The sequence below is a fragment of the Mycobacterium sp. E2327 genome, assembly GCF_001672675.1.
Classification (GTDB): Bacteria; Actinomycetota; Actinomycetes; order Mycobacteriales; family Mycobacteriaceae; genus Mycobacterium.
Map to the genome: position 1 here is coordinate 51,899 of NZ_LZKE01000105.1, position 22,799 is coordinate 74,697.

23 protein-coding genes and 3 tRNA genes are annotated in these 22,799 nt (G+C 68.1%); 11 read left to right on the forward strand and 15 right to left on the reverse strand.

Features of this window, described 5'->3' with window-relative positions; genetic code table 11:
* The first annotated feature begins 11 nt into the window (after nucleotides 1-11).
* From mmaA2 to A5712_RS11700, 5 genes are all read left to right on the forward strand, one after another.
* A complete protein-coding gene (mmaA2, locus tag A5712_RS11680; protein WP_068104630.1) occupies nucleotides 12-875 on the forward strand; it encodes a cyclopropane mycolic acid synthase MmaA2 in 864 nt (287 codons plus the stop codon).
* A 115-nt stretch (nucleotides 876-990) separates the two neighbouring features.
* Entirely contained in the window at nucleotides 991-1,872 is an 882-nt protein-coding gene (locus tag A5712_RS11685) for a cyclopropane mycolic acid synthase family methyltransferase (RefSeq protein WP_068104632.1), read from the forward strand.
* 87 nt (nucleotides 1,873-1,959) lie between these two features.
* Nucleotides 1,960-2,859: a hydroxymycolate synthase MmaA4 gene (gene mmaA4, locus A5712_RS11690; protein ID WP_068104634.1), complete on the forward strand. Its 900-nt coding sequence runs from the start codon at nucleotides 1,960-1,962 to the stop codon at nucleotides 2,857-2,859.
* A gap of 96 nt (nucleotides 2,860-2,955) precedes the next feature.
* Nucleotides 2,956-3,654, forward strand: a complete 699-nt coding sequence (locus A5712_RS11695; protein WP_068104726.1) for a YciI family protein — start codon at nucleotides 2,956-2,958, stop codon at nucleotides 3,652-3,654.
* An 8-nt stretch (nucleotides 3,655-3,662) separates the two neighbouring features.
* Nucleotides 3,663-4,880 (forward strand): RNA polymerase sigma factor, encoded by a 1,218-nt coding sequence (locus tag A5712_RS11700; RefSeq protein WP_068104636.1) that lies wholly within the window; start codon nucleotides 3,663-3,665, stop codon nucleotides 4,878-4,880.
* 68 nt (nucleotides 4,881-4,948) lie between these two features.
* Here A5712_RS11700 and rplA read toward each other — a convergent pair whose 3' ends face one another.
* From rplA to A5712_RS11760, 12 genes are all read right to left on the reverse strand, one after another.
* The gene (gene rplA, locus A5712_RS11705) at nucleotides 4,949-5,656 is read right to left on the reverse strand and encodes a 50S ribosomal protein L1 (protein WP_068104638.1); all 708 of its coding nucleotides are present in this window, start codon (nucleotides 5,654-5,656) and stop codon (nucleotides 4,949-4,951) included.
* 75 nt (nucleotides 5,657-5,731) lie between these two features.
* Nucleotides 5,732-6,160, reverse strand: coding sequence for a 50S ribosomal protein L11 (gene rplK, locus A5712_RS11710; RefSeq protein ID WP_066907205.1), 429 nt, complete (start codon nucleotides 6,158-6,160; stop codon nucleotides 5,732-5,734).
* Between the two features lie 23 nt (nucleotides 6,161-6,183).
* Nucleotides 6,184-6,969 carry a transcription termination/antitermination protein NusG gene (gene nusG, locus A5712_RS11715; RefSeq protein WP_068104641.1) on the reverse strand — a complete coding sequence of 262 codons (786 nt, stop codon included), beginning with the start codon at nucleotides 6,967-6,969 and terminating at the stop codon, nucleotides 6,184-6,186.
* A gap of 28 nt (nucleotides 6,970-6,997) precedes the next feature.
* Nucleotides 6,998-7,462 (reverse strand): preprotein translocase subunit SecE, encoded by a 465-nt coding sequence (gene secE / locus A5712_RS11720; RefSeq protein ID WP_068104642.1) that lies wholly within the window; start codon nucleotides 7,460-7,462, stop codon nucleotides 6,998-7,000.
* 98 nt (nucleotides 7,463-7,560) lie between these two features.
* Nucleotides 7,561-7,633: transfer RNA gene (locus A5712_RS11725), tRNA-Trp, on the reverse strand.
* Nucleotides 7,634-7,777: 144 nt separating this feature from the next.
* Nucleotides 7,778-8,278: a (3R)-hydroxyacyl-ACP dehydratase subunit HadC gene (gene hadC / locus A5712_RS11730; RefSeq protein ID WP_068104644.1), complete on the reverse strand. Its 501-nt coding sequence runs from the start codon at nucleotides 8,276-8,278 to the stop codon at nucleotides 7,778-7,780.
* 3 nt (nucleotides 8,279-8,281) lie between these two features.
* Nucleotides 8,282-8,710 (reverse strand): (3R)-hydroxyacyl-ACP dehydratase subunit HadB, encoded by a 429-nt coding sequence (gene hadB / locus A5712_RS11735; protein ID WP_068104646.1) that lies wholly within the window; start codon nucleotides 8,708-8,710, stop codon nucleotides 8,282-8,284.
* The gene (gene hadA / locus A5712_RS11740) at nucleotides 8,697-9,176 is read right to left on the reverse strand and encodes a (3R)-hydroxyacyl-ACP dehydratase subunit HadA (RefSeq protein WP_068104648.1); all 480 of its coding nucleotides are present in this window, start codon (nucleotides 9,174-9,176) and stop codon (nucleotides 8,697-8,699) included. Before hadA ends, hadB begins: the two co-directional genes overlap by 14 nt.
* Nucleotides 9,177-9,219: 43 nt before the next feature.
* Nucleotides 9,220-9,387 carry a 50S ribosomal protein L33 gene (gene rpmG / locus A5712_RS11745; RefSeq protein WP_066907182.1) on the reverse strand — a complete coding sequence of 56 codons (168 nt, stop codon included), beginning with the start codon at nucleotides 9,385-9,387 and terminating at the stop codon, nucleotides 9,220-9,222.
* Nucleotides 9,388-9,437: 50 nt separating this feature from the next.
* A tRNA-Met gene (locus A5712_RS11750) sits at nucleotides 9,438-9,511 on the reverse strand.
* Between the two features lie 53 nt (nucleotides 9,512-9,564).
* Nucleotides 9,565-9,637: transfer RNA gene (locus A5712_RS11755), tRNA-Thr, on the reverse strand.
* A gap of 128 nt (nucleotides 9,638-9,765) precedes the next feature.
* On the reverse strand, nucleotides 9,766-9,969 hold the full coding sequence (locus tag A5712_RS11760) for a type II toxin-antitoxin system VapB family antitoxin (RefSeq protein ID WP_068104650.1): 204 nt from the start codon (nucleotides 9,967-9,969) through the stop codon (nucleotides 9,766-9,768).
* 71 nt (nucleotides 9,970-10,040) lie between these two features.
* On the opposite strand from A5712_RS11760, the gene A5712_RS11765 reads away from it, so the two are divergent.
* From A5712_RS11765 to A5712_RS11775, 3 genes are all read left to right on the forward strand, one after another.
* On the forward strand, nucleotides 10,041-10,754 hold the full coding sequence (locus tag A5712_RS11765; RefSeq protein ID WP_068104652.1) for an MBL fold metallo-hydrolase: 714 nt from the start codon (nucleotides 10,041-10,043) through the stop codon (nucleotides 10,752-10,754).
* 95 nt (nucleotides 10,755-10,849) lie between these two features.
* Nucleotides 10,850-11,683 (forward strand): hypothetical protein, encoded by an 834-nt coding sequence (locus tag A5712_RS11770; RefSeq protein ID WP_068104654.1) that lies wholly within the window; start codon nucleotides 10,850-10,852, stop codon nucleotides 11,681-11,683.
* 22 nt (nucleotides 11,684-11,705) lie between these two features.
* A complete protein-coding gene (locus A5712_RS11775; protein ID WP_068104656.1) occupies nucleotides 11,706-12,401 on the forward strand; it encodes a crotonase/enoyl-CoA hydratase family protein in 696 nt (231 codons plus the stop codon).
* A gap of 126 nt (nucleotides 12,402-12,527) precedes the next feature.
* On the opposite strand, the gene cynS is transcribed toward A5712_RS11775, so the two are convergent.
* The 3 genes from cynS to A5712_RS11790 form a co-directional block, all read right to left on the reverse strand.
* Complete coding sequence (cynS, locus tag A5712_RS11780; protein ID WP_068104729.1) at nucleotides 12,528-12,995, reverse strand: cyanase; 468 nt, start codon at nucleotides 12,993-12,995, stop codon at nucleotides 12,528-12,530.
* A gap of 109 nt (nucleotides 12,996-13,104) precedes the next feature.
* Nucleotides 13,105-13,854, reverse strand: a complete 750-nt coding sequence (locus A5712_RS11785; protein ID WP_068104731.1) for a class I SAM-dependent methyltransferase — start codon at nucleotides 13,852-13,854, stop codon at nucleotides 13,105-13,107.
* Nucleotides 13,855-13,882: 28 nt separating this feature from the next.
* Complete coding sequence (locus A5712_RS11790) at nucleotides 13,883-14,398, reverse strand: nitroreductase family protein (protein WP_068104658.1); 516 nt, start codon at nucleotides 14,396-14,398, stop codon at nucleotides 13,883-13,885.
* A 72-nt stretch (nucleotides 14,399-14,470) separates the two neighbouring features.
* On the opposite strand from A5712_RS11790, the gene recC reads away from it, so the two are divergent.
* Genes recC through recD form a run of 3 tightly spaced genes read left to right on the forward strand, consistent with a single transcriptional unit; the run spans nucleotide 14,471 to nucleotide 22,779 of the window.
* Nucleotides 14,471-17,758, forward strand: a complete 3,288-nt coding sequence (gene recC, locus A5712_RS11795) for an exodeoxyribonuclease V subunit gamma (RefSeq protein ID WP_068104660.1) — start codon at nucleotides 14,471-14,473, stop codon at nucleotides 17,756-17,758.
* On the forward strand, nucleotides 17,759-21,070 hold the full coding sequence (gene recB, locus A5712_RS11800; protein WP_068104662.1) for an exodeoxyribonuclease V subunit beta: 3,312 nt from the start codon (nucleotides 17,759-17,761) through the stop codon (nucleotides 21,068-21,070).
* Nucleotides 21,067-22,779: an exodeoxyribonuclease V subunit alpha gene (gene recD, locus A5712_RS11805; protein ID WP_068104664.1), complete on the forward strand. Its 1,713-nt coding sequence runs from the start codon at nucleotides 21,067-21,069 to the stop codon at nucleotides 22,777-22,779. Before recB ends, recD begins: the two co-directional genes overlap by 4 nt.
* Nucleotides 22,780-22,799: the final 20 nt, after the last annotated feature.

Here is a 22,799-nt window from a genome sequence, read left to right on the forward strand (position 1 = left end):
AACATAGAGCCATGGCCAAGGATCTGACGCCGCACTTCGACGACGTGCAGGCGCACTACGACCTATCCGACGACTTCTTTCGCCTGTTCCTCGACCCGACGCAGACGTACAGCTGCGCCTACTTCGAGCGCGACGACATGACGCTGGAAGAGGCGCAGCTCGCCAAGATCGACCTGGCCCTGGGCAAGTTGGGCCTGCGGGCGGGCATGACGCTGCTCGACGTCGGCTGCGGCTGGGGCGCCACCATGCGCCGGGCGATCGAGAAATACGACGTCAACGTCGTGGGACTGACGTTGTCGAAAAACCAAGCGGCCCACGTGCAGAAGTCATTCGACGCCATGGACAGCCCGCGCAGCAAGCGGGTGTTGCTGGCCGGCTGGGAGCAGTTCGACGAGCCCGTCGACCGCATCGTCTCGATCGGCGCGTTCGAGCACTTCGGCCACGACCGCTACGACGATTTCTTCAAGCTCGCGCACAGAGTCCTCCCCACCGACGGGGTGATGCTGCTGCACACGATCACCGGGCTGACGGGCCCGCAGTGCGCCGAGCGCGGCATCCCGCTGACGTTCGAGACGGCGCGGTTCATCAAGTTCATCGTCACCGAGATCTTCCCGGGCGGGCGGTTGCCGTCGATCGAGATGGTCCAGGAGCGTTCGGCGCAGGCGGGGTTCACGTTGACCCGCCGGCAGTCGCTGCAGCCGCATTACGCCCGGACCCTCGACCTGTGGGCCGCGGGCCTGGAGGCGCACCGGGACGAGGCCATCGCGATCCAGTCCGAAGAGGTCTACGAGCGGTACATGAAGTACCTAACGGGCTGCGCCGACGCGTTCCGGATCGGCTACATCGATGTCAACCAGTTCACTCTGGAGAAATAGCGGTACTGCCAGAAACCCGGGGCACGCGGTCTTAAATACAAATTATGCGCTCCGCCCGGTGTAGGGTCCCCGGGGATGGCCACCTGGCCAAGGTGTGCGTCCATCGGGAGGGCACATGTCTGACAAATCATCGGTCCCCACGCGCACGCAATCTAATCTCGACAACGTCCAGGCACATTACGACCTTTCGGACGAATTCTTTGCACTGTTTGTCGACCCGACCCGCACCTACAGCTGCGCTTACTTCGCGCGCGAGGACATGACCCTGCAGGAAGCGCAGGTCGCCAAGCTAGACATGACGCTGGACAAGCTGGGCCTCGAGCCCGGCATGACGCTGCTCGACATCGGCTGCGGCTGGGGATCGACGATGAAACGCGCCATAGAGCGCTACGACGTCAACGTCGTCGGGCTGACCCTGTCCAAGAACCAGCATGCGTACTGCCAACGACTGCTCGATGGAGTCGACAGCACGCGTTCGCGACGGGTGCTGCTGCGGGATTGGGCAGAGTTCGGCGAGTCGGTCGACCGCATCGTCGTCATCGAAGCATTGGAGCACTTTGGCTTTGACCGCTACGACGATTTCTTCAAGTACGCCTACGCGGCTCTGCCGGCCGACGGTGCGATGCTGCTGCACACGATCACGGGGCTGCACGGACGGCAGCTCATTGAGCGCGGCATACCAGTGACGATGGAATTGGCCAAGTTCATCAGGTTCATCGTGACCGACATCTTCCCGGGCGGCCGGCTGCCGACGATCGAGAAAGTCGAGGAACACTCGGAGCGGGCCGGATTCAAAATAACCCGCATGCAGTCACTGCAGCCGGACTTCGCCCGGACCCTGGATTTCTGGGCCGCGGCGCTCGAGGCGCACCGGGACGAGGCCATCGCGATCCAGTCCGAAGAGGTGTACGAGCGGTACATGAAATATCTGACCGGCTGCGCCAAGGGGTTCAGGACCGGCTACGTCGACTGCAACCAATTCACGCTCACGAAGTGACCTTGGGTATCGTTGCACGCCAGACCCCGCCACGCGGCATACCCGCACTTCAGGCGGCGAACGTGATGTCAGGAGAGCAAGACGAGAATGGCTGAGCAACCGAGCCCGACGAAGACGCGGACGCGCTTCGAAGACATTCAGGCGCACTACGACGTCTCCGACGATTTCTTCGCCCTGTTCCAGGACCCGACCCGGACCTACAGCTGCGCCTACTTCGAGCCGCCGGATCTGACGCTTGAGGAAGCCCAGCTGGCCAAGATCGACCTCAACCTGGACAAGCTCGACCTCAAGCCGGGCATGACGCTGCTTGACATCGGCTGCGGCTGGGGAACCACCATGAAGCGCGCGGTCGAGAAGTACGACGTCAACGTAATCGGCCTGACGCTGTCCAAGAACCAGCACGCCCGCAGCGAAAAGGTGCTCGAGGCGCTCGACACCGGCCGCTCGCGCCAGGTTCGCCTGCACGGCTGGGAGGACTTCACCGACCCCGTCGACCGGATCGTGTCGATCGAGGCATTCGAGCACTTCGGGCATGAGAACTACCCCGACTTTTTCAAGCGGTGTTTCGACATCATGCCCGACGACGGCCGGATGACCATTCAAAGCAGCGTGAGCTACCACCCCTACGACATGGCCGCCCGCGGCAAGAAGATCACTTTCGAGACGGTGCGGTTCATCAAGTTCATCGTCACCGAGATATTTCCGGGCGGCCGATTGCCGTCCACCGAGATGATGGTCGAGCATGGCGAGAAGGCCGGTTTCGTTGTTCCCGAACCGCTTTCGCTGCGGCCGCACTACATCAGAACGCTTCACATGTGGGGCGACGCGCTCGAAGCCAACCGGGACAAAGCCATCGAAATCACCTCCGAAGAGGTCTACGAGCGGTACATGAAGTACCTGCGCGGCTGCGAGCACTACTTCGACTACGAGTTGCTCGACTGCAGCCTGGTGACCTACCTCAAGCCGGGTGCCGTCTCCGCCTCCTAAGTTTTTTGCGGCGACTGTCGGATCGGGGCTGCGCCGTTCGTCGAGTAGGTAGAGAGTGGAGCACGAGGCTTCGCTCACTACCCGGAGGTGACGAACATGCAGTACTTCGCCCTGTTGATCGGCCAGGAGCAAGACCGCTCACCCGACGACGCGGCCGCCGCGATGGCGGAATGGGAGAGCTTCCACGCCAAGGCCGGCTCCGCGATCAAGTCCGGCGACGCGCTGGCTCCCGCCGGCGCGGCCGCGACCATCACCGGCGGCCCGGACGCGCCGATGGTGACCGACGGGCCCTTCGCCGAGGGCGCGGAGGTGGCCTGCGGCTACTACGTGTTCGAGGCGGAAAACCTCGATGAGGCGCTGGCGCTGGCGCGCGACGTCCCGATCGCCAAGTGGGGGGCCGTGGAACTCTGGCCGACCGTCCACTCGGTTGAGCTGTCCCGCAAGCTCACCGGCAACGACTGGCTCGCGCTGCTGCTGGAACCGGCCGAATCCGCGCACACCCCAGGCACGCCGGAGTGGGAGGCGGTGGCCGCCAAGCACGCCGATCTGCATGCGGCCGCCGGCGATCGCATCATCGGCGGTGCCGCGTTGCACGACCGGTCCACGGCGACGACCGTGCGGGTGCGCAACGGCGAGGTCCTGATCACCGACGGGCCGTATGTCGAGGGAGCCGAAATCGCTACGGGCATCTACCTGCTTGGCGCCACGGATCGCGACGAGGCCGTCAAGGTCGCGTCGATGATCCCCGCCTCGACCGTGCAGTTGCGGCAGCTGGCCGGGATCTCCGCGCTCTAGCTCAGTCGATGACAGGCCTGGACGGCGTCTTCCGCCGGGAGTGGGGTCCGGCCGTCGCCGCGCTCGCGCGGTGGTCCGGCGACCTCACGGTTGCGGAGGACGCCGTCCAGGAGGCCTGCGCCGAAGCGCTGCACACCTGGTCTCGCGACGGCGTGCCGGACAGCCCCGGCGGCTGGCTGGTGACCGTCGCCCGCAACCGCGCGCGGGACCGGCTGCGCCGCGAATCGGTGCGTCCCGGAAAGGAATTGGCGGCTGTGGTGGACGAGATTCGGGCGCGCACCGATCACACCGACCCGCACCCTGTCGTCGACGACGAGCTGCGGATGATGTTCACCTGCGCGCACCCGGCGCTGGACCGGCCGTCGCAGCTGGCGCTCACGCTGCGGTTGGTGTCCGGGCTAACCGTCGCCGAGATCGCCCGCGCGCTGCTGCAGAGCGAGGCGGCCGTCGGGCAGCGAATCACGCGCGCCAAGAACAAGGTTCGGCACGCCAACATCCCGCTGCGGGTGCCGCCCGCCGAGCTGCTGCCCGAGCGCACACCGCATGTGCTCGGCTGCATCTACTCGGTGTTCACCGAGGGCTATTGGTCGACCGCCGGCCCGTCGGCGATCCGCGACGAACTATGTGACGAAGGGGTCCGGCTGGCGCAGGAGCTGTGCGGGCTGATGCCGCACGAGCCGGAGGCGCACGCCCTGGCCGCCCTTGTGCTGCTGCACGATTCGCGGCGCGCGACCCGGGTGGACGCCGACGGGCTGCTGGTGCCGCTCGAGGAGCAGGACCGCCGCCGCTGGGACCGCGGCCGCATCGCCCGCGGGCTGGACCGGTTACGGCGGGCCGAGGGATCGACCGGGTCCTACCTGCCGCAGGCGGTGATCGCCGCGCTGCACGCGACGGCGCCGTCCTGGGAGCAAACGGATTGGGTCACCATCTGCGCGGCCTACGACCGGCTGCTGTCGATGACGGACTCCCCGGTGGCCCGCGCCAACCGCGCGATCGCGATCGGCTTCCGCGACGGCCCCGACGCGGGCCTGGCGGCGCTGGACCGGGCGGCGGACGATCCCCGGCTGGGCCGGTCGAATCTCGTGGCGACGCTGCGCGCCGATCTGCTTCGGCGCGCGGGACGGCCCGTCGAAGCCGTGCGGTGGTACCGAACGGCGTTGCAGTCCAACGGCTCCGAGCCGGGCCGCGAATTCCTGCGGCGCCGCATCGCCGAGTGCGGCGGCTAGGCCTCCGCGAAGTTGGCCTCGCGATCGATAGTCGGCTGCGTTCGTAGGCGCCCTGAGGCGCCGACTCACTACGCCTCCGCGAAGTTGCGGGTGACGGACGGGTCCACCGGGATGCCCGGGCCCGTGGTCGTCGACACCGTGATCTTCTTCAGGTAGCGACCCTTCGACGACGACGGCTTGAGCCGCAGCACCTCGTCGATCGCGGCGCCGTAGTTCTCCGCGAGGCTCTTCTCGTCGAACGACGCCTTGCCGATGACGAAGTGCAGGTTGGCCTGCTTGTCCACGCGGAAGTTGATCTTGCCGCCCTTGATGTCGGCGACGGCCTTGGCGACGTCGGGCGTGACGGTGCCGGTCTTGGGGTTCGGCATCAGCCCGCGCGGACCCAGGATCCGGGCGATCCGGCCGACCTTGGCCATCTGGTCGGGGGTGGCGATCGCGGCGTCGAAGTCGAGGAACCCGCCCTGGATCTTCTCGATCAGGTCGTCGCTGCCGACGATGTCCGCCCCGGCGGCCTGCGCCTGCTCGGCCTTGTCGCCGACAGCGAAGACCGCGACCCGGGCCGTCTTACCTGTGCCGTGCGGCAGGTTGACGGTGCCGCGGACCATCTGGTCGGCCTTGCGCGGGTCGACGCCGAGCCGGATCGCCACCTCGACGGTCGCGTCCTGCTTGGCCGACGACGTCTCCTTGGCGAGCTTGGCCGCCTGAAGCGGGGTGTACAGGTTGTCGCGGTCCACCTTCTCGGCGGCGGCGCGGTATGCCTTGCTGTTCTTGCTCATTGATTCATCCAATCTGGTGTTGGGTCGTGGTTAGCGGGCCGAAGCTGGCCCTCCCACGCTTTCTTCTAACGCCGATTACTCGACGGTGATGCCCATCGACCGGGCGGTACCGGCGATGATCTTGGCGGCGGCGTCGATGTCGTTGGCGTTGAGGTCCGCCTTCTTGGTTTCGGCGATCTCTTTGACCTGATCCCAGCTGACCTTGGCGACCTTGGTCTTGTGCGGCTCGGCCGAGCCCTTGCCCACGCCGGCGGCCTTGAGCAGCAGCTTGGCGGCCGGCGGCGTCTTGAGCGCGAAGGTGAAGCTGCGGTCCTCGTAGACGGTGATCTCCACCGGGATGACGTTGCCGCGCTGGTTTTCTGTCGCGGCGTTGTACGCCTTGCAGAACTCCATGATGTTGACGCCGTGCTGGCCGAGCGCGGGCCCGACCGGCGGGGCAGGGTTGGCCTGTCCGGCCTGGATCTGCAGCTTGATCAGCCCAACGACTTTCTTCTTCGGGGCCATGAGATGTTGTGGTTCCTTTCCTGCTAAATCTTCGAGACTTGGCTGAACGTCAATTCGACGGGGGTTTCGCGGCCGAAGATCGATACCAGCACCTTGAGCTTCTGCTGTTCGCCGTTGACCTCGCTGATGGTGGCCGGCAACGTCGCGAACGGTCCGTCCATCACCGTCACCGATTCGCCGACCTCGTAGTCGACCTCGACGGTCGGACGCTCCAGGCCACCGGCCTCGGCGACCGTGGCGGTGCTGGCCGCGCCCTTGGCGGCCTTCTTCGCCGCCCCCCGCGGCAGCAGGAACTTCACCACGTCGTCGAGCGCCAGGGCCGACGGGCGCGATGTCGCGCCGACGAAACCGGTGACGCCCGGGGTGTTGCGTACCGCGGCCCACGAGTCGTCGGTCAGATCCATCCGCACCAGGATGTAGCCCGGCAGCACCTTGCGGTTGACCTGCTTGCGCTGGCCGTTCTTGATCTCGGTGACCTCTTCGGTGGGCACCTCGACCTGGAAGATGTAGTCGCCGACGTCCAGGTTCTGCACGCGGGTTTCCAGGTTGGCTTTCACCTTGTTCTCGTAACCCGCGTAGGAGTGGATGACGTACCAGTCGCCGGGCTTGCTGCGCAGATCCGCCTTGAGCGCGGCGGCGGGGTCGTCCTCGACCTCCTCGCTCGGCTCGGCCTGCGCCTGTTCACCGGGGGTGTCGGTGGTCTCGAGGGTCTCGGGGGCCTCGCTGGTCTCGGCGGCCTCGGTGGTCTCGGCGACGTCTTGCACGTCGACCGCTTCACCCGCGGACGTGTCACCGTCGAAGGTAGTCACGGTTTTCGGTCCTTCCTATAACTCAAGCTCAGCCGAACACCAGCAGCACCAGTTTGGCCAGGCCGAAATCAGCCAGGCCGACCAGCGCCACCATGAACGCCAGGAACGCCAGCACCACGGAGGTGTAGGTGAGCATCTGCCGGCGGTTGGGCCAGATCACCTTCCGCATCTCCGCAACGACCTGCTTGAGGTAGTTGTAGACGAATGCGATCGGGTTGACCGAACGGGCGCCGGGCTTCTTCGCGGTCTTGGCCTTGGTCGTCCGAGCCGTCCGGCCCTTCTTGGCCTTGCCCTCCTTGGCGACCTCGACCTCGTCCGGCGACTCCGCGTCGACGGACGAACCCGAGTCGTCGGCCACGCGTTGCCGCGTCCGCTTGCCGGTCGGCCGTTGGGGCCGGGTCACCACGGCCGTCCGACCGCCGCTGTCGCGGCTCTCGTCAGTGTCGCCGCCGTCGCGTGCGGCGTCGTTGGCAGCGTCGCCCTCGTCGCTCACCGCATGCTCCTTTGTTTGCTAGTTTCCTGCGAGCCGTCCCGCATGATGGGGCACTTCTTCCAGTGTCCACCATGGCACGGTCCGCATGTGTCCGTCAGCAGGGGCGACAGGACTTGAACCTGCAACCTGCGGTTTTGGAGACCGCTGCTCTGCCAGTTGAGCTACGCCCCTTCGCGGTTGGCAGGCCAACCTGCGCTTACCTGCCGGGGCTTACATGACAGGCGCGCTCCCCGATTACTCGAATCCCGGAAAGCGCGCTGATGCTGGGAAAACCCCGAGGTCCGAGTGTACATCGGCGTGGGAGTCAGATACTAATTACGCGGTTCTGACGACCTGGCCGGTTTCCTTGTCCCATCTGAGCTGGATGGAATTGTCGCCCTCGTGGCCCATCAGGGTGGTGTAGGCGAGCAGCAGCACCTCGCCATTCTCGTTTGTGCAGGTGTTCTTGGTGACGACGATGTCGGCGCCGAAACGCTCGTCCACCGATTCGATGTCCATACGACCGAAGAGCTTGTGGCCGACCAGCAAGGGCGTGTGGTATTGGAATCGCTGGTCGACCTGGACGATCTGCATGGTCTCCATGCCCACATCGACATTCCGGAAGAAATCGTCCTGGATGATCTTCGCGAAGATCGACACGAAGGTGAGCGGTACGACCAAGGCGTCGTACCCCAACTCGGCGGCCGCTTGCTCGTCGAAGCAGGCCCGGTCGGTGCACTTGATCGCCCGGGCAAAGGCGCGATTCTGCTCCCGGCCGATCTCGAAGTAGTCCGGGTATATCCACGTCATCCCTCGGACGTCGGTTTTGAGAGCCATGGATTACGCCAGCTTGGCCGACGCGATCGCCCGACCGAAGATCTTCTTGCCGCCGGTGGTGGCCGTGAGGGCGATGGTGACCGACTTGCTGTCCGGATCCACCGATTTCACCCTGCCGCTGAAGACCAGCTCGGCGCCCTTGCCGTCGTTGGGCACCGGGACCACAGCCGTGAACCGCACGTTGTACTCCGTGACGGCGCCGGGGTCGCCGACCCACGACGTCACGTAACCGCCGCCGATGCCCATCGTCAGCATGCCGTGCGCGATCACCGTGTCCAGCCCGACGACCTTGGCGATCTCGTCGTCCCAGTGGATCGGGTTCAAGTCGCCGGAGACCCCCGCGTAGTTCACCAGGTCCTGACGGGTCAGTGGGTAGGTCTTCTCCGGCAGCCGGTCCCCGACCTTCACCGAACTGAACTCACGCAGCGCCATCAGAAAATCCCGCCTCCCCATTTTCGCCGGCACGGCCCGCCAGGGTCGTGTAGGTCTCCTGCACGATGTCACCTGCCTCATCGGTGATGATGTTCTTGGTCACGATGATCTGGGTGCCGTGCGCCTCGCGCATCGAGTCCAACCACACATCGCAGTAGAGCTTGTCACCCGCCACGATCGGCTTCGCGAACTTCAGCACCTGGTCGACCTGGACGATCTGCGCTTCCTCGACCGAAATGTTGGCGTATTGGAAGAACGCCGACTGGGCCTTATAGCCGAAAACGCAAATGAAGGTCAGCGGGGCCACCAGGGCCTTATAGCCGAGCTCGGCGGCGGCGTCCTCCTCGTAGAACGACTTGTCGTCGTTTTGCACCGCCACCGCGTACTCGCGGATCTTCTCCCGCTCCACGACGTAGTAGTCGGGGTAGCGGTAGTGCATCCCGACGATGTCTGCGCTCAATGACACAGGTCTAGAACCTACCTAGCCAATCTCGATGAATGCCTCGGGGCTACCGCGTCTCCCGGTGGGGCTGGTGCTTGCCGCAGTTCGGGCAGAACTTCTTCAGCTCCATGCGGTCGGGGTCGTTGCGGCGATTCTTCTTGGTGATGTAGTTGCGGTGCTTGCACACCTCGCATGCCAAGGTGATCTTGGGCCGCACGTCGGTACTGGAAGCCATGTCCGTTCTCTCTCAAATCTCTCGCGTCGCACTGTTGTGCTGTTGCCTTGTAGCGATGGCCGGACTCGAACCGGCGACCTAACGATTATGAGTCGTTCGCTCTAACCGACTGAGCTACATCGCCTCTGGTCCACCCCGCTTCGGGGTGTTGGCCGCCTGCCTGCTCGGCGTCCGCCGAGCCCCCTAACGGAATCGAACCGTTGACCTTTTCCTTACCATGGAAACGCTCTACCGACTGAGCTAAGGGGGCCGTTCACCCAAGCGACAGTCCAGTCGCGGGCCAAAAAGAGGGTACAGCCTGGCACGCAACGTCACCAAACCACCCGACGTTGCCCTGGTCGGCTTCCGAGACGAGTTGGCGGCCGGTGCGGTGATCGATCACCCGCCCTCGCCGTGACGGGGTTGCCACGCGCTGAGATCGCTGAACTCGTCGTACTCCTCGCCGTCCTTCTCTTCCGGGTCCGACTCACCGAGCAAGGTCCGCAATGCGAGATGAACGGCCTCGCGCGTGTCGGCCAGATGGAACCGACGTATCGCCTCTTGGACCAGCTCGTCGTCGATTTCGATCTCGACCTTCCTCATGGGCCAACAATACCCATTTAGGGTGACCGGAACCGAGCGGCAAGTCGCGGACGAGCCACTAGTCTGGTCGGGTGTCAGAGGACCGGCTGTACTTTCGCCAACTGCTCTCGGGTCGCGATTTCGCCGCCGGTGACATGTTCGCGACGCAGATGCGCAACTTTGCCTACCTGATCGGGGACCGCCAGACCGGCGACTGCGTCGTGGTCGATCCCGCGTATGCGGCCGGTGACCTCGTCGACGCGCTCGAGGCCGACGGCATGCACCTGTCCGGCGTGCTGGTGACGCACCATCACCCCGACCACGTGGGTGGCTCGATGATGGGCTTCCAGATGGAGGGCCTGGCCGAGCTGCTGGAGCGGGCGGCCGTGCCGGTGCATGTGAATACGCATGAAGCCGTGTGGGTTTCGCGGGTCACCGGGATCGGCCTCGGTGACCTCACCACCCACGAGAGCCACGACAAGGTCAGCATCGGCGATATCGAGATCGAACTGCTGCACACGCCGGGGCACACCCCCGGCAGCCAGTGCTTCCTGCTCGGCGACCGCCTGGTCGCCGGTGACACGCTGTTCCTCGACGGCTGCGGGCGCACCGACTTCCCCGGCGGGGACTCCGACGAGATGTACCGCAGCCTGCAGCGGCTCGCCGCGCTGCCGGGCGACCCGACCGTCTTTCCGGGACACTGGTATTCGGCCGAGCCGAGCGCTTCGCTGTCTGATGTCAAGCGCACCAACTACGTGTATCGCGCCGCCGACCTCGATCAGTGGCGAATGTTGATGGGCGGGTAATTGACGTGGGGCAATTTCATGAGCCGAATGCCTCTACGATCGGTTGAGCGAAATTTCCCGCCAGATCACTGTGATATAAGCGGAGGGTGGATTCAATGGGGTGGATCCAGGGCGGCTGGCACGGGGTGGCAAATGTGGGGTCCAGCACCTGGTTGGCGTGGGCGGCGTGGGCCGCGATCTTGCTGGGTGTCGTCGCGCTGATCTTCACAAACCGCCAGCTCAGACTCAACCGGCGGGTGGCCGCGGAACGCATCCGACCACACGTCGCAATGTTCATGGAACCGCATCCCGCCGACTGGCACGTAATCGAACTCGTGGTCCGGAATTTTGGCCAGACGGCGGCCTACAACATCCGTTTTTCATTTCCGAATCCGCCGACGGTGGCCGAATACGAAAACGCCGCCGACGGCTACGCCGACGTCGCAGAACTGCAGCTTCCGAGCGAGTTGCCGGTGCTCGCGCCCGGGCAGGAATGGCGCATGGTGTGGGACTCGGCGCTCGACCGCGCCGAAATCGGAACCGGCATCGAATCCCGCTTCAGCGGGACCCTGATCTATTACGACCGCCCCGACAAACCGCGCGGGTGGCGGTTCTGGCAGGGCGAGCGACCCGCCCTGCAGACGAACGTGGTGCTGGACTGGGATGCCCTGCCGCCGGTCCAGCGCATCGAGTTGATGACGACGCACGACCTGGCGAAACGGGAAAAGCAGAAGCTGGAGCTGTTGCGCGGGCTGCTGACCTACTTCCACTACGCGAGCAAGGAGACGCGCCCCGAGGTGTTCCGCAGCGAGATCGAGCGGATCAACGGCGCCGTGCAGGAGACGCAGGAGCGCTGGCGCACCCGGCTGCTCGACCAGCCCACCGACGTCAGCGTGCGCTGGGGCAACGCCGAAGCGGATCTGGCCAAACACCGCAGCCAGCACGTCTGACGCGGGATAAAAGGAGCAACTTATGAGCGGCCCGGTCCACTACAGCAAGCAGGACTCCATCGCGGTCATCAGAATGGACGACGGCAAAGTCAACGCGCTGGGCCCAACCATGCAGCAGGCGCTCAACGAGGCGATCGACCGGGCCGACAGCGACAACGCCGGGGCGCTGGTGATCACCGGGAACGACCGGGTGTTCAGCGGCGGCTTCGACCTGAAGATCCTGACCTCGGGCCAGGCGCAGCCCGCGATCGACATGCTCCGGGGCGGCTTCGAGCTGGCCTACCGGCTGCTGTCCTACCCCAAGCCGGTGGTGATGGCCTGCACCGGCCATGCCATCGCGATGGGCGCGTTCCTGCTGTCGTCCGGCGACCACCGGGTGGCCGCCCACGCCTACAACATCCAGGCCAACGAAGTCGCGATCGGCATGGTCATCCCGTACGCGGCCCTGGAGATCATGAAACTGCGGCTGACGCAGTCCGCCTACCAGCAGGCCGCCGGGCTGGCCAAGACGTTCTTCGGCGAAACCGCCCTCGCAGCGGGCTTTGTCGACGAAATCGTGCTGCCCGAGATCGTGGTCAGCCGCGCCGAGGAGGCCGCGCGTGAATTCGCCGGCCTGCACCAGCACGCCCATGCCGCAACCAAATTGCGCGCCCGCGCCGAGGCGCTCAAAGCCATTCGCGCCGGAATCGACGGAATTGAGGCCGAGTTCGGGCTCTGAGGCGCGGGCGCTGATGAACTGAGGATGCGAACGCGGTGGCAGGTAAAAGACCTGGCCACCGCGTTGCTCGCCTCCTCGTCGCCAGTGTGACACGTACGCCGCGCGCCGTCACTTCACCTTCGTGGGTCAGTCGTCCGCCGACGTCCACTGGTAGGGAAGGAATTTCCCGTCGAATGTCACCACCACCCGATCACCGGAGGCGTGCGGCCGCTTCTGCAGGTCGACGCTGAAGTTGATCGCGCTCATGATGCCGTCGCCGAACTGCTCGTGGATGAGCTCCTTGATCGCGCCGCCGTACACCTGGAGGGCTTCATAGAAGCGGTAGATGGTGGGATCGGTCGGCACGGCGGTGGGCAGGCCGCCGCGCATGGGCGGGGCCGCCAGCACCGGCACCGCCGACTCGTCGAGGCCGAGCATTTCGACGAGGACCTTGCCGAGCTCGGCGGGTATCGGGTGCTGGCCCAGCAGCGCCGACGTGGTCCATAGCACCGGCCTGTCGATCGCGTCGGCCAGCTCCTGCCAGGTCAGCCCCCTCGCCAACCGTGCGACGACGACCTGTTCGGTGAGTTCGTTTCTCGTCATGCGTATCAGCATTGCACTGGTTTGGTACAGGCTCATGTCGGCGGACAACCACGCTCTGCGAATCTGATATCGCCCGCGATATCGACTTCTGCGGCGACCTATATCCCCTACCTGCCGAGCCTCACCCCGGTTTGGTGGCGGTGACGAGGCGAGTCGAAAACCACGGACCGCCGTACCACATGCGCCATCCCAGGTTGCGCCGCTTGACGTTTCGCCAGCCCAGCTCGCGCAGCCGGTCCGCGTGGTTGCGGGTCTCCCACAGGTCCGCGATGGCGAGCCGACCGCCCGGGCGCAGCACGCGAACCGCTTCGTCGAGGGCCTTGCGCCGGCCGGCGCGACTCGGGATGTTGTGGATCGCCAGGTTGCTCACGATGACGTCCACGCTTTCGTCACCCAGTGGCAGGGCGGTCATGTCGCCGGTGCGCACCTCGATACGGTCGGCGACCCCTTCCAGGGCAGCGTTGGCCAGCGTGGCCTGCTGCGAGTTGTCGGTCTGGTCCGCCCGCCAGAGGTCAACACCGATTGCTCGGCCTCGCGGCAGCCGCTTGGCCGCGGCCATCAACACCGCGCCGCGTCCGCACCCCAGGTCGAGCACCGTCTCGTCGCCGCGCAACCGCAGCTCGTCGAGCACCCGGTCCCAGACGACGAACTTGCCCGAGCGCGTCGCGTAGAGGTACCAGAACATCGCCGCGAGCATGGCCGCGGCCGATGCCCCCGCCAGCGCCGCCCTCGCCCGCCTGCCGTGCGCCCAGCTGAGCCCGGCCCACCCGGCCAGGGCGGCGGCCTGCGCGACGACGGCCATGCCCTGGGCGCGCGCCGAGAGGGTCTTGAACGATCCGTCGATTCCGTAGTCGCCGCGGTGATCATGCACGAGCACAAGCGTATTCGGCCGCCTGCGCTCACCACCGCCCGTGGTGAACGACCTCCGCGAACGGGCGCCGATTCGGCTTGCGGATCGGGGTGAGCGGACGGTCGGCGGGATACCCGACGCCGAGCAGGAAGGCCACCTGGTGGTCGTCGGGCACGCCCAGGATGGCGCGCGCCTTGTCCTGATCGCCCACCGACGAATGGCCCGTCCCGATGCCCAGGTCGGTGGCCGCGATCATCATCGCCATCGTGGCCTGGCCGATGTCGTAGGTGTCGGTGACCAGCCTGCGCTGGTCCGGCGGTTCGGGCACGACGATGGCGATCGCGGCCGGGGCCGCCGCGATGTGACCGGCGCCCTGCCACACCGTGGACAGCTGCTGCAGCTGATCACGGTCGGTGACGATGACGAAGTCCCACGGCTGCCGGTTCTTCGCCGAGGGCGCCCGCCAGCCGGCCTCGGCGATGCGGTTCAGGTCTTCTTCCGACACCGGCTCCGGTTTGTACTGCCGCACATTGCGCCGCGCGCTGATCGCGTCCCAAGCTTCCATAACCGTTTCGAACGGCATGTCGGCGCAGAATCATCCCCGCCCGTCGGTGCGGCGTTCTATGGTGGCAGCGCAATGGCCCTCCATCTCCACCGCGCCGAACGCACCGACCTGCTCGCCGACGCTCTCGGCGCCCTGCTGGCCAACCCCCAGGCCGACCCGTTCGCCGAGGAGCTGGTGCTGGTGCCCGCGCGCGGCGTGGAGCGCTGGCTTTCTCAGCGGTTGTCGCACGTGCTGGGGGCCGGGCCCGGCGGCGGCGACGGGGTGTGCGCGGGGGTGGCGTTCCGCAGTCCGGCATCGTTGATAGCGGAAATCACCGGCACCGTCGACGACGACCCGTGGGCGCCGGAGGCGATGACGTGGCCGCTGCTGGAGGTCATCGACTGCAGCCTCGACGAGCCGTGGTGCGTAACGCTGGCAACGCATTTGGGCCACTTCCACACCGGCGAGGAGTCGGAGCTGCGCCAAGCCCGACGGTATGCGACGGCGCGCCGGCTGGCGGGACTGTTCGCGTCGTACGCCCGGCAACGGCCGCAATTGCTCGCCGACTGGCTGGCGGGCGACGCGGAAAACCTGGACGAGGACCTGCGCTGGCAGCCGGAACTGTGGCGGGCGCTGGTCGGGCGCGTGCAAGCGGACCCCCCGCACGTGCGCCACGAAAAGACCGTCGGGCGGCTGCGGGAGGGGCCGAGTGACCTGCCGGCGCGGCTGTCGCTGTTCGGGCACACCCGCCTGGCGTGCACCGACGTGCAGTTGCTCGACGCGCTGGCGACCCACCACGACCTGCACCTGTGGCTGCCGCATCCCAGCGACGAACTATGGCGGGCGCTGCCCGGCGCCCACGGCGCGATTCCCCGCCGCGCCGACGTCAGCCACCGCGAGGTGCGACATCCGCTGCTGGCGACGCTCGGGAGAGACCTGCGCGAGCTGCAACGCAGCCTGCCGACGGATCCGCGGACCGACGAACATCTTCCCGGCCCGGGGCGCCCCGCCACGCTGCTCGGCTGGCTGCAATCCGACATCGCGGCCAATGCCGTTCGGCCCCAAGGGCGCAAGCTCGCCGCCGACGACCGCTCCGTCCAGATACACAGCTGCCACGGCCCGGCCCGCCAGGTCGATGTGCTGCGCGAGGTGCTGCTCGGCCTCCTGCAGGACGACCCGACGCTTCAGCCGCGCGACATCCTGGTGATGTGCCCGGACATCGAGACCTACGCGGCGCTGATCGTCGCCGACTTTGGCCTCGGCGACGTGGTGCACGGCGCGCATCCCGCCCACCGCCTGCGGGTGCGGCTTGCCGACCGCTCGCCGATCCAGACCAATCCGCTGCTCGGCGTGGCCGCGCAGCTGCTGGCGCTGGCGGGCAGCCGCGTGACCGCCAGCGAGGTGCTCGACTTCGCCGAGGCCGCACCGGTGCGCGCCTGCTTCGCCTTCACCGACGACGACCTGGAGGCCATCGCCCGCTGGGTCCGGCAGGCGAACATCCGGTGGGGCTTCGACCAGGAGCACCGGCGGCCGTATCACGTCGACTTCGTGCACAACACTTGGCGTTTCGGCATCGACCGGGTGCTGACCGGGGTCGCGATGTCGGACGACTCGCACGCCTGGATCGACGCCACCCTTCCCCTCGACGACGTCAGCAGCAACCGCGTCCAGTTGGCCGGGCAGTTGGCCGAATTCGTCTGCCGGCTGCAACACGTCGTCGACTCGCTCACCGGGGCGCGGCCGCTGCGCGAGTGGCTGGCCGCCCTCACCGAGGGCATCACCCTGCTGGCCCGCGTCGACGATTCGGACCTCTGGCAGACCAGCCAGCTGCAGCGTGAGTTCGCCCAGGTGCTGGCCGACGCCGGCACGCGCGCGAACACCGTGTTGCGGCTGCCCGACGTCCGCGCCCTGCTCGACCGGCACCTCTCCGGACGCCCGACTCGGGCCAACTTCCGCACCGGCACGCTGACGGTGTGCACGATGGTGCCGATGCGCTCGGTGCCGCACCGGGTGGTGTGCCTCGTCGGCCTCGACGACGGGGTTTTCCCGCGCCTGGGCGTGGTCGACGGCGACGACGTGCTGGCGCGCAACCCGATGACCGGTGAACGCGACATCCGTTCGGAGGACCGGCAATTGCTGCTCGACGCCATCGGGGCGGCCACCGAGAAGCTGGTGATCACCTACACCGGCGCCAACGAATACTCCGGCCAGCCGCGCCCGCCGGCGGTGCCACTGGCCGAATTGCTGGACACCCTCGACATGACCGTGCCGGGCGGCGTTCGCGAGGGCGTCCTCGTCGAGCATCCGTTGCAGCCGTTCGACATTGACAACGTCAAGCCCGGCGCGCTGGTGCCAAAGGTGCCGTTCAGCTTCGACAAGACCGTGCTGCGCGCGGCGCGGGTGGCCGGCGGCCAACGGGGCGAGCGGCCCCCGTTCATCTCCGGGCCGTTGCCGCCACCGCCGCCCGACGACGTGATCCTCGCCGACCTCGTCGACTTCTTCAAGGATCCGGTGAAGGGCTTCTTCCGCGCCCTGGAGTTCACGTTGCCCCGCGACGTCGACGGGGTGCAGGACGCCATGCCCGTGGACCTCAACGCACTCGAGGAGTGGACGGTCGGCGACCGGATGCTCGGCGACATCCTGCGCGGCATGACGCCCGACGACGCGCGCCAGGCCGAGTGGCGCCGGGGCACGCTGCCGCCGGGCCAGCTGGGCTGGCGCAAGGCGGCCGAGATTCGCGATCAGGCCGCCCTGCTCGCGACCGCAGCGCGGCGGCAGCGGCGGGCGGACGCACGGGCCTACGACGTCGACGTCGAGCTCGGCCCCGGGCGCCGCCTCACCGGCACGGTGTCGCCCGTGTACGGCGATCGCCTGGTGTCGGTCACCTATTCCAGGCTGGACGGCAAGCACCTGCTCGAGTCGTGGATCCCGTTGCTGGCGTTGATCGCTCACGACCCAGGCCGCGACTGGACGGCGGTGTGCCTCGGCCGCGCCCGGCGGGGCACCACGCCGCGGGAGGAGGGGCTGGGGCGGCCGGCGGGCGATCCCGTCGATGTCTTGCGCGACCTGGTGGCGATCTACGACGCCGGGCGTCGGGAGCCGATTCCCTTGCCCGTCAAGACATCCTATGCCTGGGCGGCCGCCCGGCACTGCGGTGACGACCCCGTCCGCGAGGCCGAATATCGCTGGAAATCCGGTAACTATCCGGGCGAGAACGAGGCCCCCGCGCACGTGCGGGCCTGGGGCCGCAACGCGCGGCTGGAGGACCTGATGCAGGCGCCGCGGCCCGGTGAGGAGCACGACGGCGAAGACACCCGGCTCGGCGCCTACGCCGCCCGCCTCTGGCTGCCGATGCTGCGCGCCGAGCGGAGGCCGACCTAGATGGAGCGCTTCGACCTGCTCGGCCCGTTGCCCGCCGACCGCTCGACCACGGTGCTGGAGGCCAGCGCGGGAACCGGCAAGACCTTCGCGCTGGCCGGGCTGGTGACCCGCTACCTCGCCGACGGCGCGGCGACGCTCGACCAGATGCTGCTCATCACCTTCGGCCGGGCCGCCAGCCAGGAACTGCGCGAGCGGGTGCGGTGTCAGATCGTCGCCGCCGTAACGGCATTCGAGGACCCGCGCTTGGCCGGCGACAACGAGTTGGTCGCCCACCTGCTGGACGGCACCGACGACGAGCGCGCGGCGCGCAGGCAGCGGCTCCGAGACGCGCTGGCCGGATTCGATGCGGCGACCATCGCGACCACCCACCAGTTCTGCCAGCTGGTGTTGCGCTCGCTCGGCGTGGCCGGCGACACCACCGCGAACGTGACCCTGATCGAGAGCCTCGACGAGCTCGTCACCGAGATCGTCGACGATCTGTACCTGTCCCACTTCGGCCAGCAGCGCGAGGATCCGCCGCTGGCCTACCGCGACGCGCTGCGCCTCGCGCGCGAGGTGGCCAACAACCCGTCGGCGCAGCTGCGGCCGCTAAACCCCGAACCCGGCTCGCGGGCGGCGGTGCGCGTCGCATTCGCGAAAGATGTTCTCGCCGAGTTGGATACCCGCAAGCGGCAGTTGGGCGTTCTGAGCTACGACGACCTGCTGAGCCGGCTGGCGGACGCGCTGGCCACCGACGATTCGCCCGCCCGCGTGCGGATGCATCAACGGTGGCCGATCGTGATGGTCGACGAGTTCCAGGACACCGACCCGGTGCAGTGGCAGGTCATCGATCGTGCATTCAGCGGGCGCTCCACCGTCGTGCTGATCGGTGACCCGAAGCAGGCCATCTACGCGTTCCGCGGCGGCGACATCGACACCTACCTGCGGGCGGCCGAGACCGCGGGCGAGAAGAAGACGCTGGGCACCAACTGGCGCAGCGACGCGGCGCTGGTGCAACGCCTGCAGGTGGTGCTCCGCGGCGCCCAGCTCGGCGACCCCGCGATCGTGGTCGGCGAAGTCGAGGCGCACCATGAGGGTCACCGCCTTGCCGGTGCCCCCCACAACAATCCGTTCCGGTTGCGGGTGGTGCCGCGAACGGCGTTGGGCCGCAGGGGTTTGGCGAACATGCCGATCGAGGATTTGCGGCGGCACATCGGCGCCGACCTGGCCGCCGACATCCACGCCCTGCTCGCGGCCGGGGCGACATTCGACGGTGAGCCGCTGCAGGCCCGCGACATCGCCGTGATCGTGGAAAGGCACAAGGATGCCGCCGCCTGCTTTCGGGCGCTGTGCGATGCAGGCATTCCGGCGGTGTACACCGGCGACTCCGACGTCTTCACGTCGGACGCCGCCGAGGATTGGCTGTGCCTCCTGGAGGCGTTCGATCAGCCGCACCGTCCCGGCATGGTCCGCGCCGCGGCGGCAACGATGTTCTTCGGCGAGACCGCGGAATCGCTGGCGGCCGGCGGTGATGCGCTGACCGACCGCGTCGCGGAAACGTTGCGGGAGTGGGCGGGGCATGCCCGCGAACGCGGTGTCGCCGCGATTTTCGAGGCCGCGCAGCTGCTGGGCATGGGTGATCGCGTCCTGTCCTGGCAGGACGGCGAGCGCCACCTGACCGACCTGGCACACATCACGCAGTTGCTGGGAGACGTCGCGCACCGCGAGCACTACAGCCTGCCCGCGCTGCGCGACTGGCTGCGCCGCCAGCGCGACGAACGCAGCGGCTCGACCGAACGCAACCGGCGGCTCGACAGCGACGCGGCCGCCGTGCAGATCATGACCGTCTACGTGAGCAAGGGGCTGCAGTACCCGATCGTGTACCTGCCGTTCGCATTCAACCGCAGTGTGCCGAAACGCGACATCGTGCTGTTCCACGACGAGAGGGTGCGCTGCCTGCACGTCGGGGGCAGCGACACTCCCGACTTCCCGAGGGTCGAGACGCTCGGGCGCCAGGAGGACGCCGGCGACGCGAGCCGGCTCACCTACGTCGCGATGACCCGGGCGCAGTCGCAGGTGGTCGCGTGGTGGTCGCCGGCCTACGACGAGCCCAACGGCGGCTTGTCACGACTGCTGCGCGGCCGCCGGCCGGGCGAGTCGTTCGTCCCGGACCGCTGTGAGCCCGCCAAGATCTCCGACGACGACGCGCTGGCGCGGCTGCGGGAATGGGAGGCGGCGGGCGGCCCGGTGATCGAGGAGTCGGTGGTGGCCCGGGCCCTGCCGTCGATGCCGCCCGAGCCGGTGTCGTCGGACCTGGACTACCGCCACTTCCACCGCACCATCGACACCGACTGGCGGCGCACGTCCTACTCGGGTCTCATCCGGGTGACGGAAACCTCAGTCTCGGCCGGGGTGAGCAGCGAGCCCGAGATCACCGAGCTCGACGACGAATCCGGCGCAGTTCCGTTGTCGGAGAACGCCTCCGGGCTGCAGCTGCCCTCGCCGATGGCAGACCTGCCGACGGGCGCGAGGTTCGGCACCCTGGTGCACGCGGTGCTGGAGACCGCCGACCCGCTGGCCGCCGATCTGGCGACCGAGTTGGAGGCCCAGATTCGGAAGCACTCGGTGTGGTGGCCGGTCGACGTGGCGCCCGAGGTGCTGGCCGGTGCGCTGGTGCCGATGCACGACACCCCGTTGGGCCCGCTGGCCGGCGGTTTGACGCTGCGGCAGATCGGCCTGCGGGATCGGTTGCGGGAGTTGGATTTTGAGTTTCCGCTAGCCGGCGGCGACCTGCGGGTGGCGGCGCCGGAGATTCTGCTGGCGGATGTGGGGGCGTTGTTGCGCGAGCAGTTGCCCGCCGGCGATGCGCTGGCCTCCTACGCCGATCGGTTGACGGGCCCGGTGCTGGGCGGCCAGTCGTTGCGCGGCTACCTCACCGGCTCGGTCGATGCCGTGTTGCGCATTCCCGACGGCGCGGGGCATCGCTATGTGGTGGTGGATTACAAGACCAACTGGCTCGGTGATCTGGAGCGGCCGCTGACGTCCGCGGACTACGACCGGCCGCGGCTCGCCGAAGCGATGCTGCACTCCGACTACCCGCTGCAGGCGCTGCTGTACAGCGTTGTGCTGCACCGGTTCCTGCGGTGGCGGGTGGCCGACTACGATCCCGTCCGGCATCTCGGGGGTGTCCTCTACCTCTTTGTGCGCGGGATGTGCGGGGCGGACACGCCTCTCGTCGACGGTCATCCGTCCGGGGTGTTCAGCTGGCGCCCGCCCTCGTCCCTGGTTGCGGGGTTGTCGGATCTGCTCGACGCGGGGAGGGCGGCCGCGTGACGGTGCAGGCGATCGATGGATTGCTGCGGCCATTCGGCGATGCCGGCGTCTTCGAGGCGGCGGATGTCCATGTGGCGCAGCGCCTTACCGCGCTCGCCGGCGAGCCCGACGAGCGGGTGGCGTTGGCGATCGCCCTAGTGGTGCGCGCGCTGCGGGGCGGTTCGGTGTGTGTGGACCTGCGGGCGGTGGCGGCGCAGCTCGGCATGGCCGAGCTGCCGTGGCCTGGCGCCGACGATTGGCTGACCGCGGTGCGGGCCAGCCCGCTGCTCGGATCGCCGCCCGCGCTGCGGCTGTTCGGTGACCTGCTCTACCTGGATCGGTACTGGCTCGAGGAGGAGCAGGTGTGCGCCGACCTGTTGGCGCTCTCGGTATCCGGGTCGGTGGGCGGCGTGCCCGCCTTGGAGCGGCTGTTCCCGTCGCCACGGTACGACGAGCAACGAACGGCGGCCGAAATCGCGCTGTCGCAGGCGGTTACGGTGCTGACCGGCGGCCCCGGCACCGGCAAGACCACCACGGTGGCGCGGCTGCTGGCGCTGCTGGTCGGCCAGGCCGAGCTCGCCGGAGTTCCGCGGCCCCGGATCGCGCTGGCCGCGCCGACCGGCAAGGCCGCGGCGCGGCTGGCGGAGGCGGTGGCCGCCGAGGTCGAGAATCTCGACGACGCGGCGGACCGGGCGCGGCTGGCCGGCCTGCGGGCCACCACGCTGCACCGGCTGCTCGGCGCGCGGCCGGATACGTCGGTGCGGTTCAAGCACAATCGCGGCAACCGGCTGCCGCACGACGTGATCGTCGTCGACGAGACGTCGATGGTGTCGTTGACCATGATGGCCCGGCTGCTGGAGGCCGTGCGCCCGGACACCCGACTGATCCTGGTGGGCGATCCCGACCAGCTCGCCTCGGTGGAGGCCGGCGCCGTGCTCGCGGACCTGGTGGAGGGGCTGGCCGCCCGCCGCGACATCCGGGTGGCCGCCCTGCGCACGCCCCACCGATTCGGCGAGTCGATCGGCGCGCTGGCCGAGGCGATCCGGACCGGCGACGACGACCGGGTGGTGGCGCTGCTGCGTGCCGGCGGGGAGCACGTCGAGTGGATCGACTCCGACCACCCGGCCGACCGGATGCGCGACGTGCTGGTCTCCCACGCGCTGCGGGTGCGGGAGGCCGCGGTGCTCGGCGCCGCCGGGGCGGCGTTGGCGACGCTCGACGAGCACCGGCTGTTGTGCGCGCACCGGCGCGGTCCGTACGGGGTGTCGCACTGGAACCGGCAAGTGGAGCGCTGGCTCACCGAGGAGACCGGCCAGCCCGCGTTCTCGGCGTGGTACGCCGGCCGGCCACTGTTGGTGACCGCCAACGACTACGGGCTCAAGGTCTACAACGGCGACACCGGGGTGGTGGTGGCCGGCCCCGACGGGCTGCGGGCCGTCATCGCCGGCGCCACCGGACCCCTGGACTTCGCCCCCAGCCGGCTGTCGGACATCGAGACCATGCACGCCATGACGATCCACAAGAGCCAGGGCAGCCAGGTCGCCGAGGTGACGGTCCTGATGCCGCCCGAGGATTCGCGGTTGCTGACTCGGGAGCTGTTCTACACCGCGGTGACCCGCGCCAAGTCGAAGGTCCGGGTGGTCGGTTCGGAGCCGTCGGTGCGCGCCGCGATCGGACGGCGGGCGGTGCGGGCGAGCGGGCTGGCGCGCCGGCTGCAGACCGCTCGCTGACCTTTCCGCCGCAGGAGGTC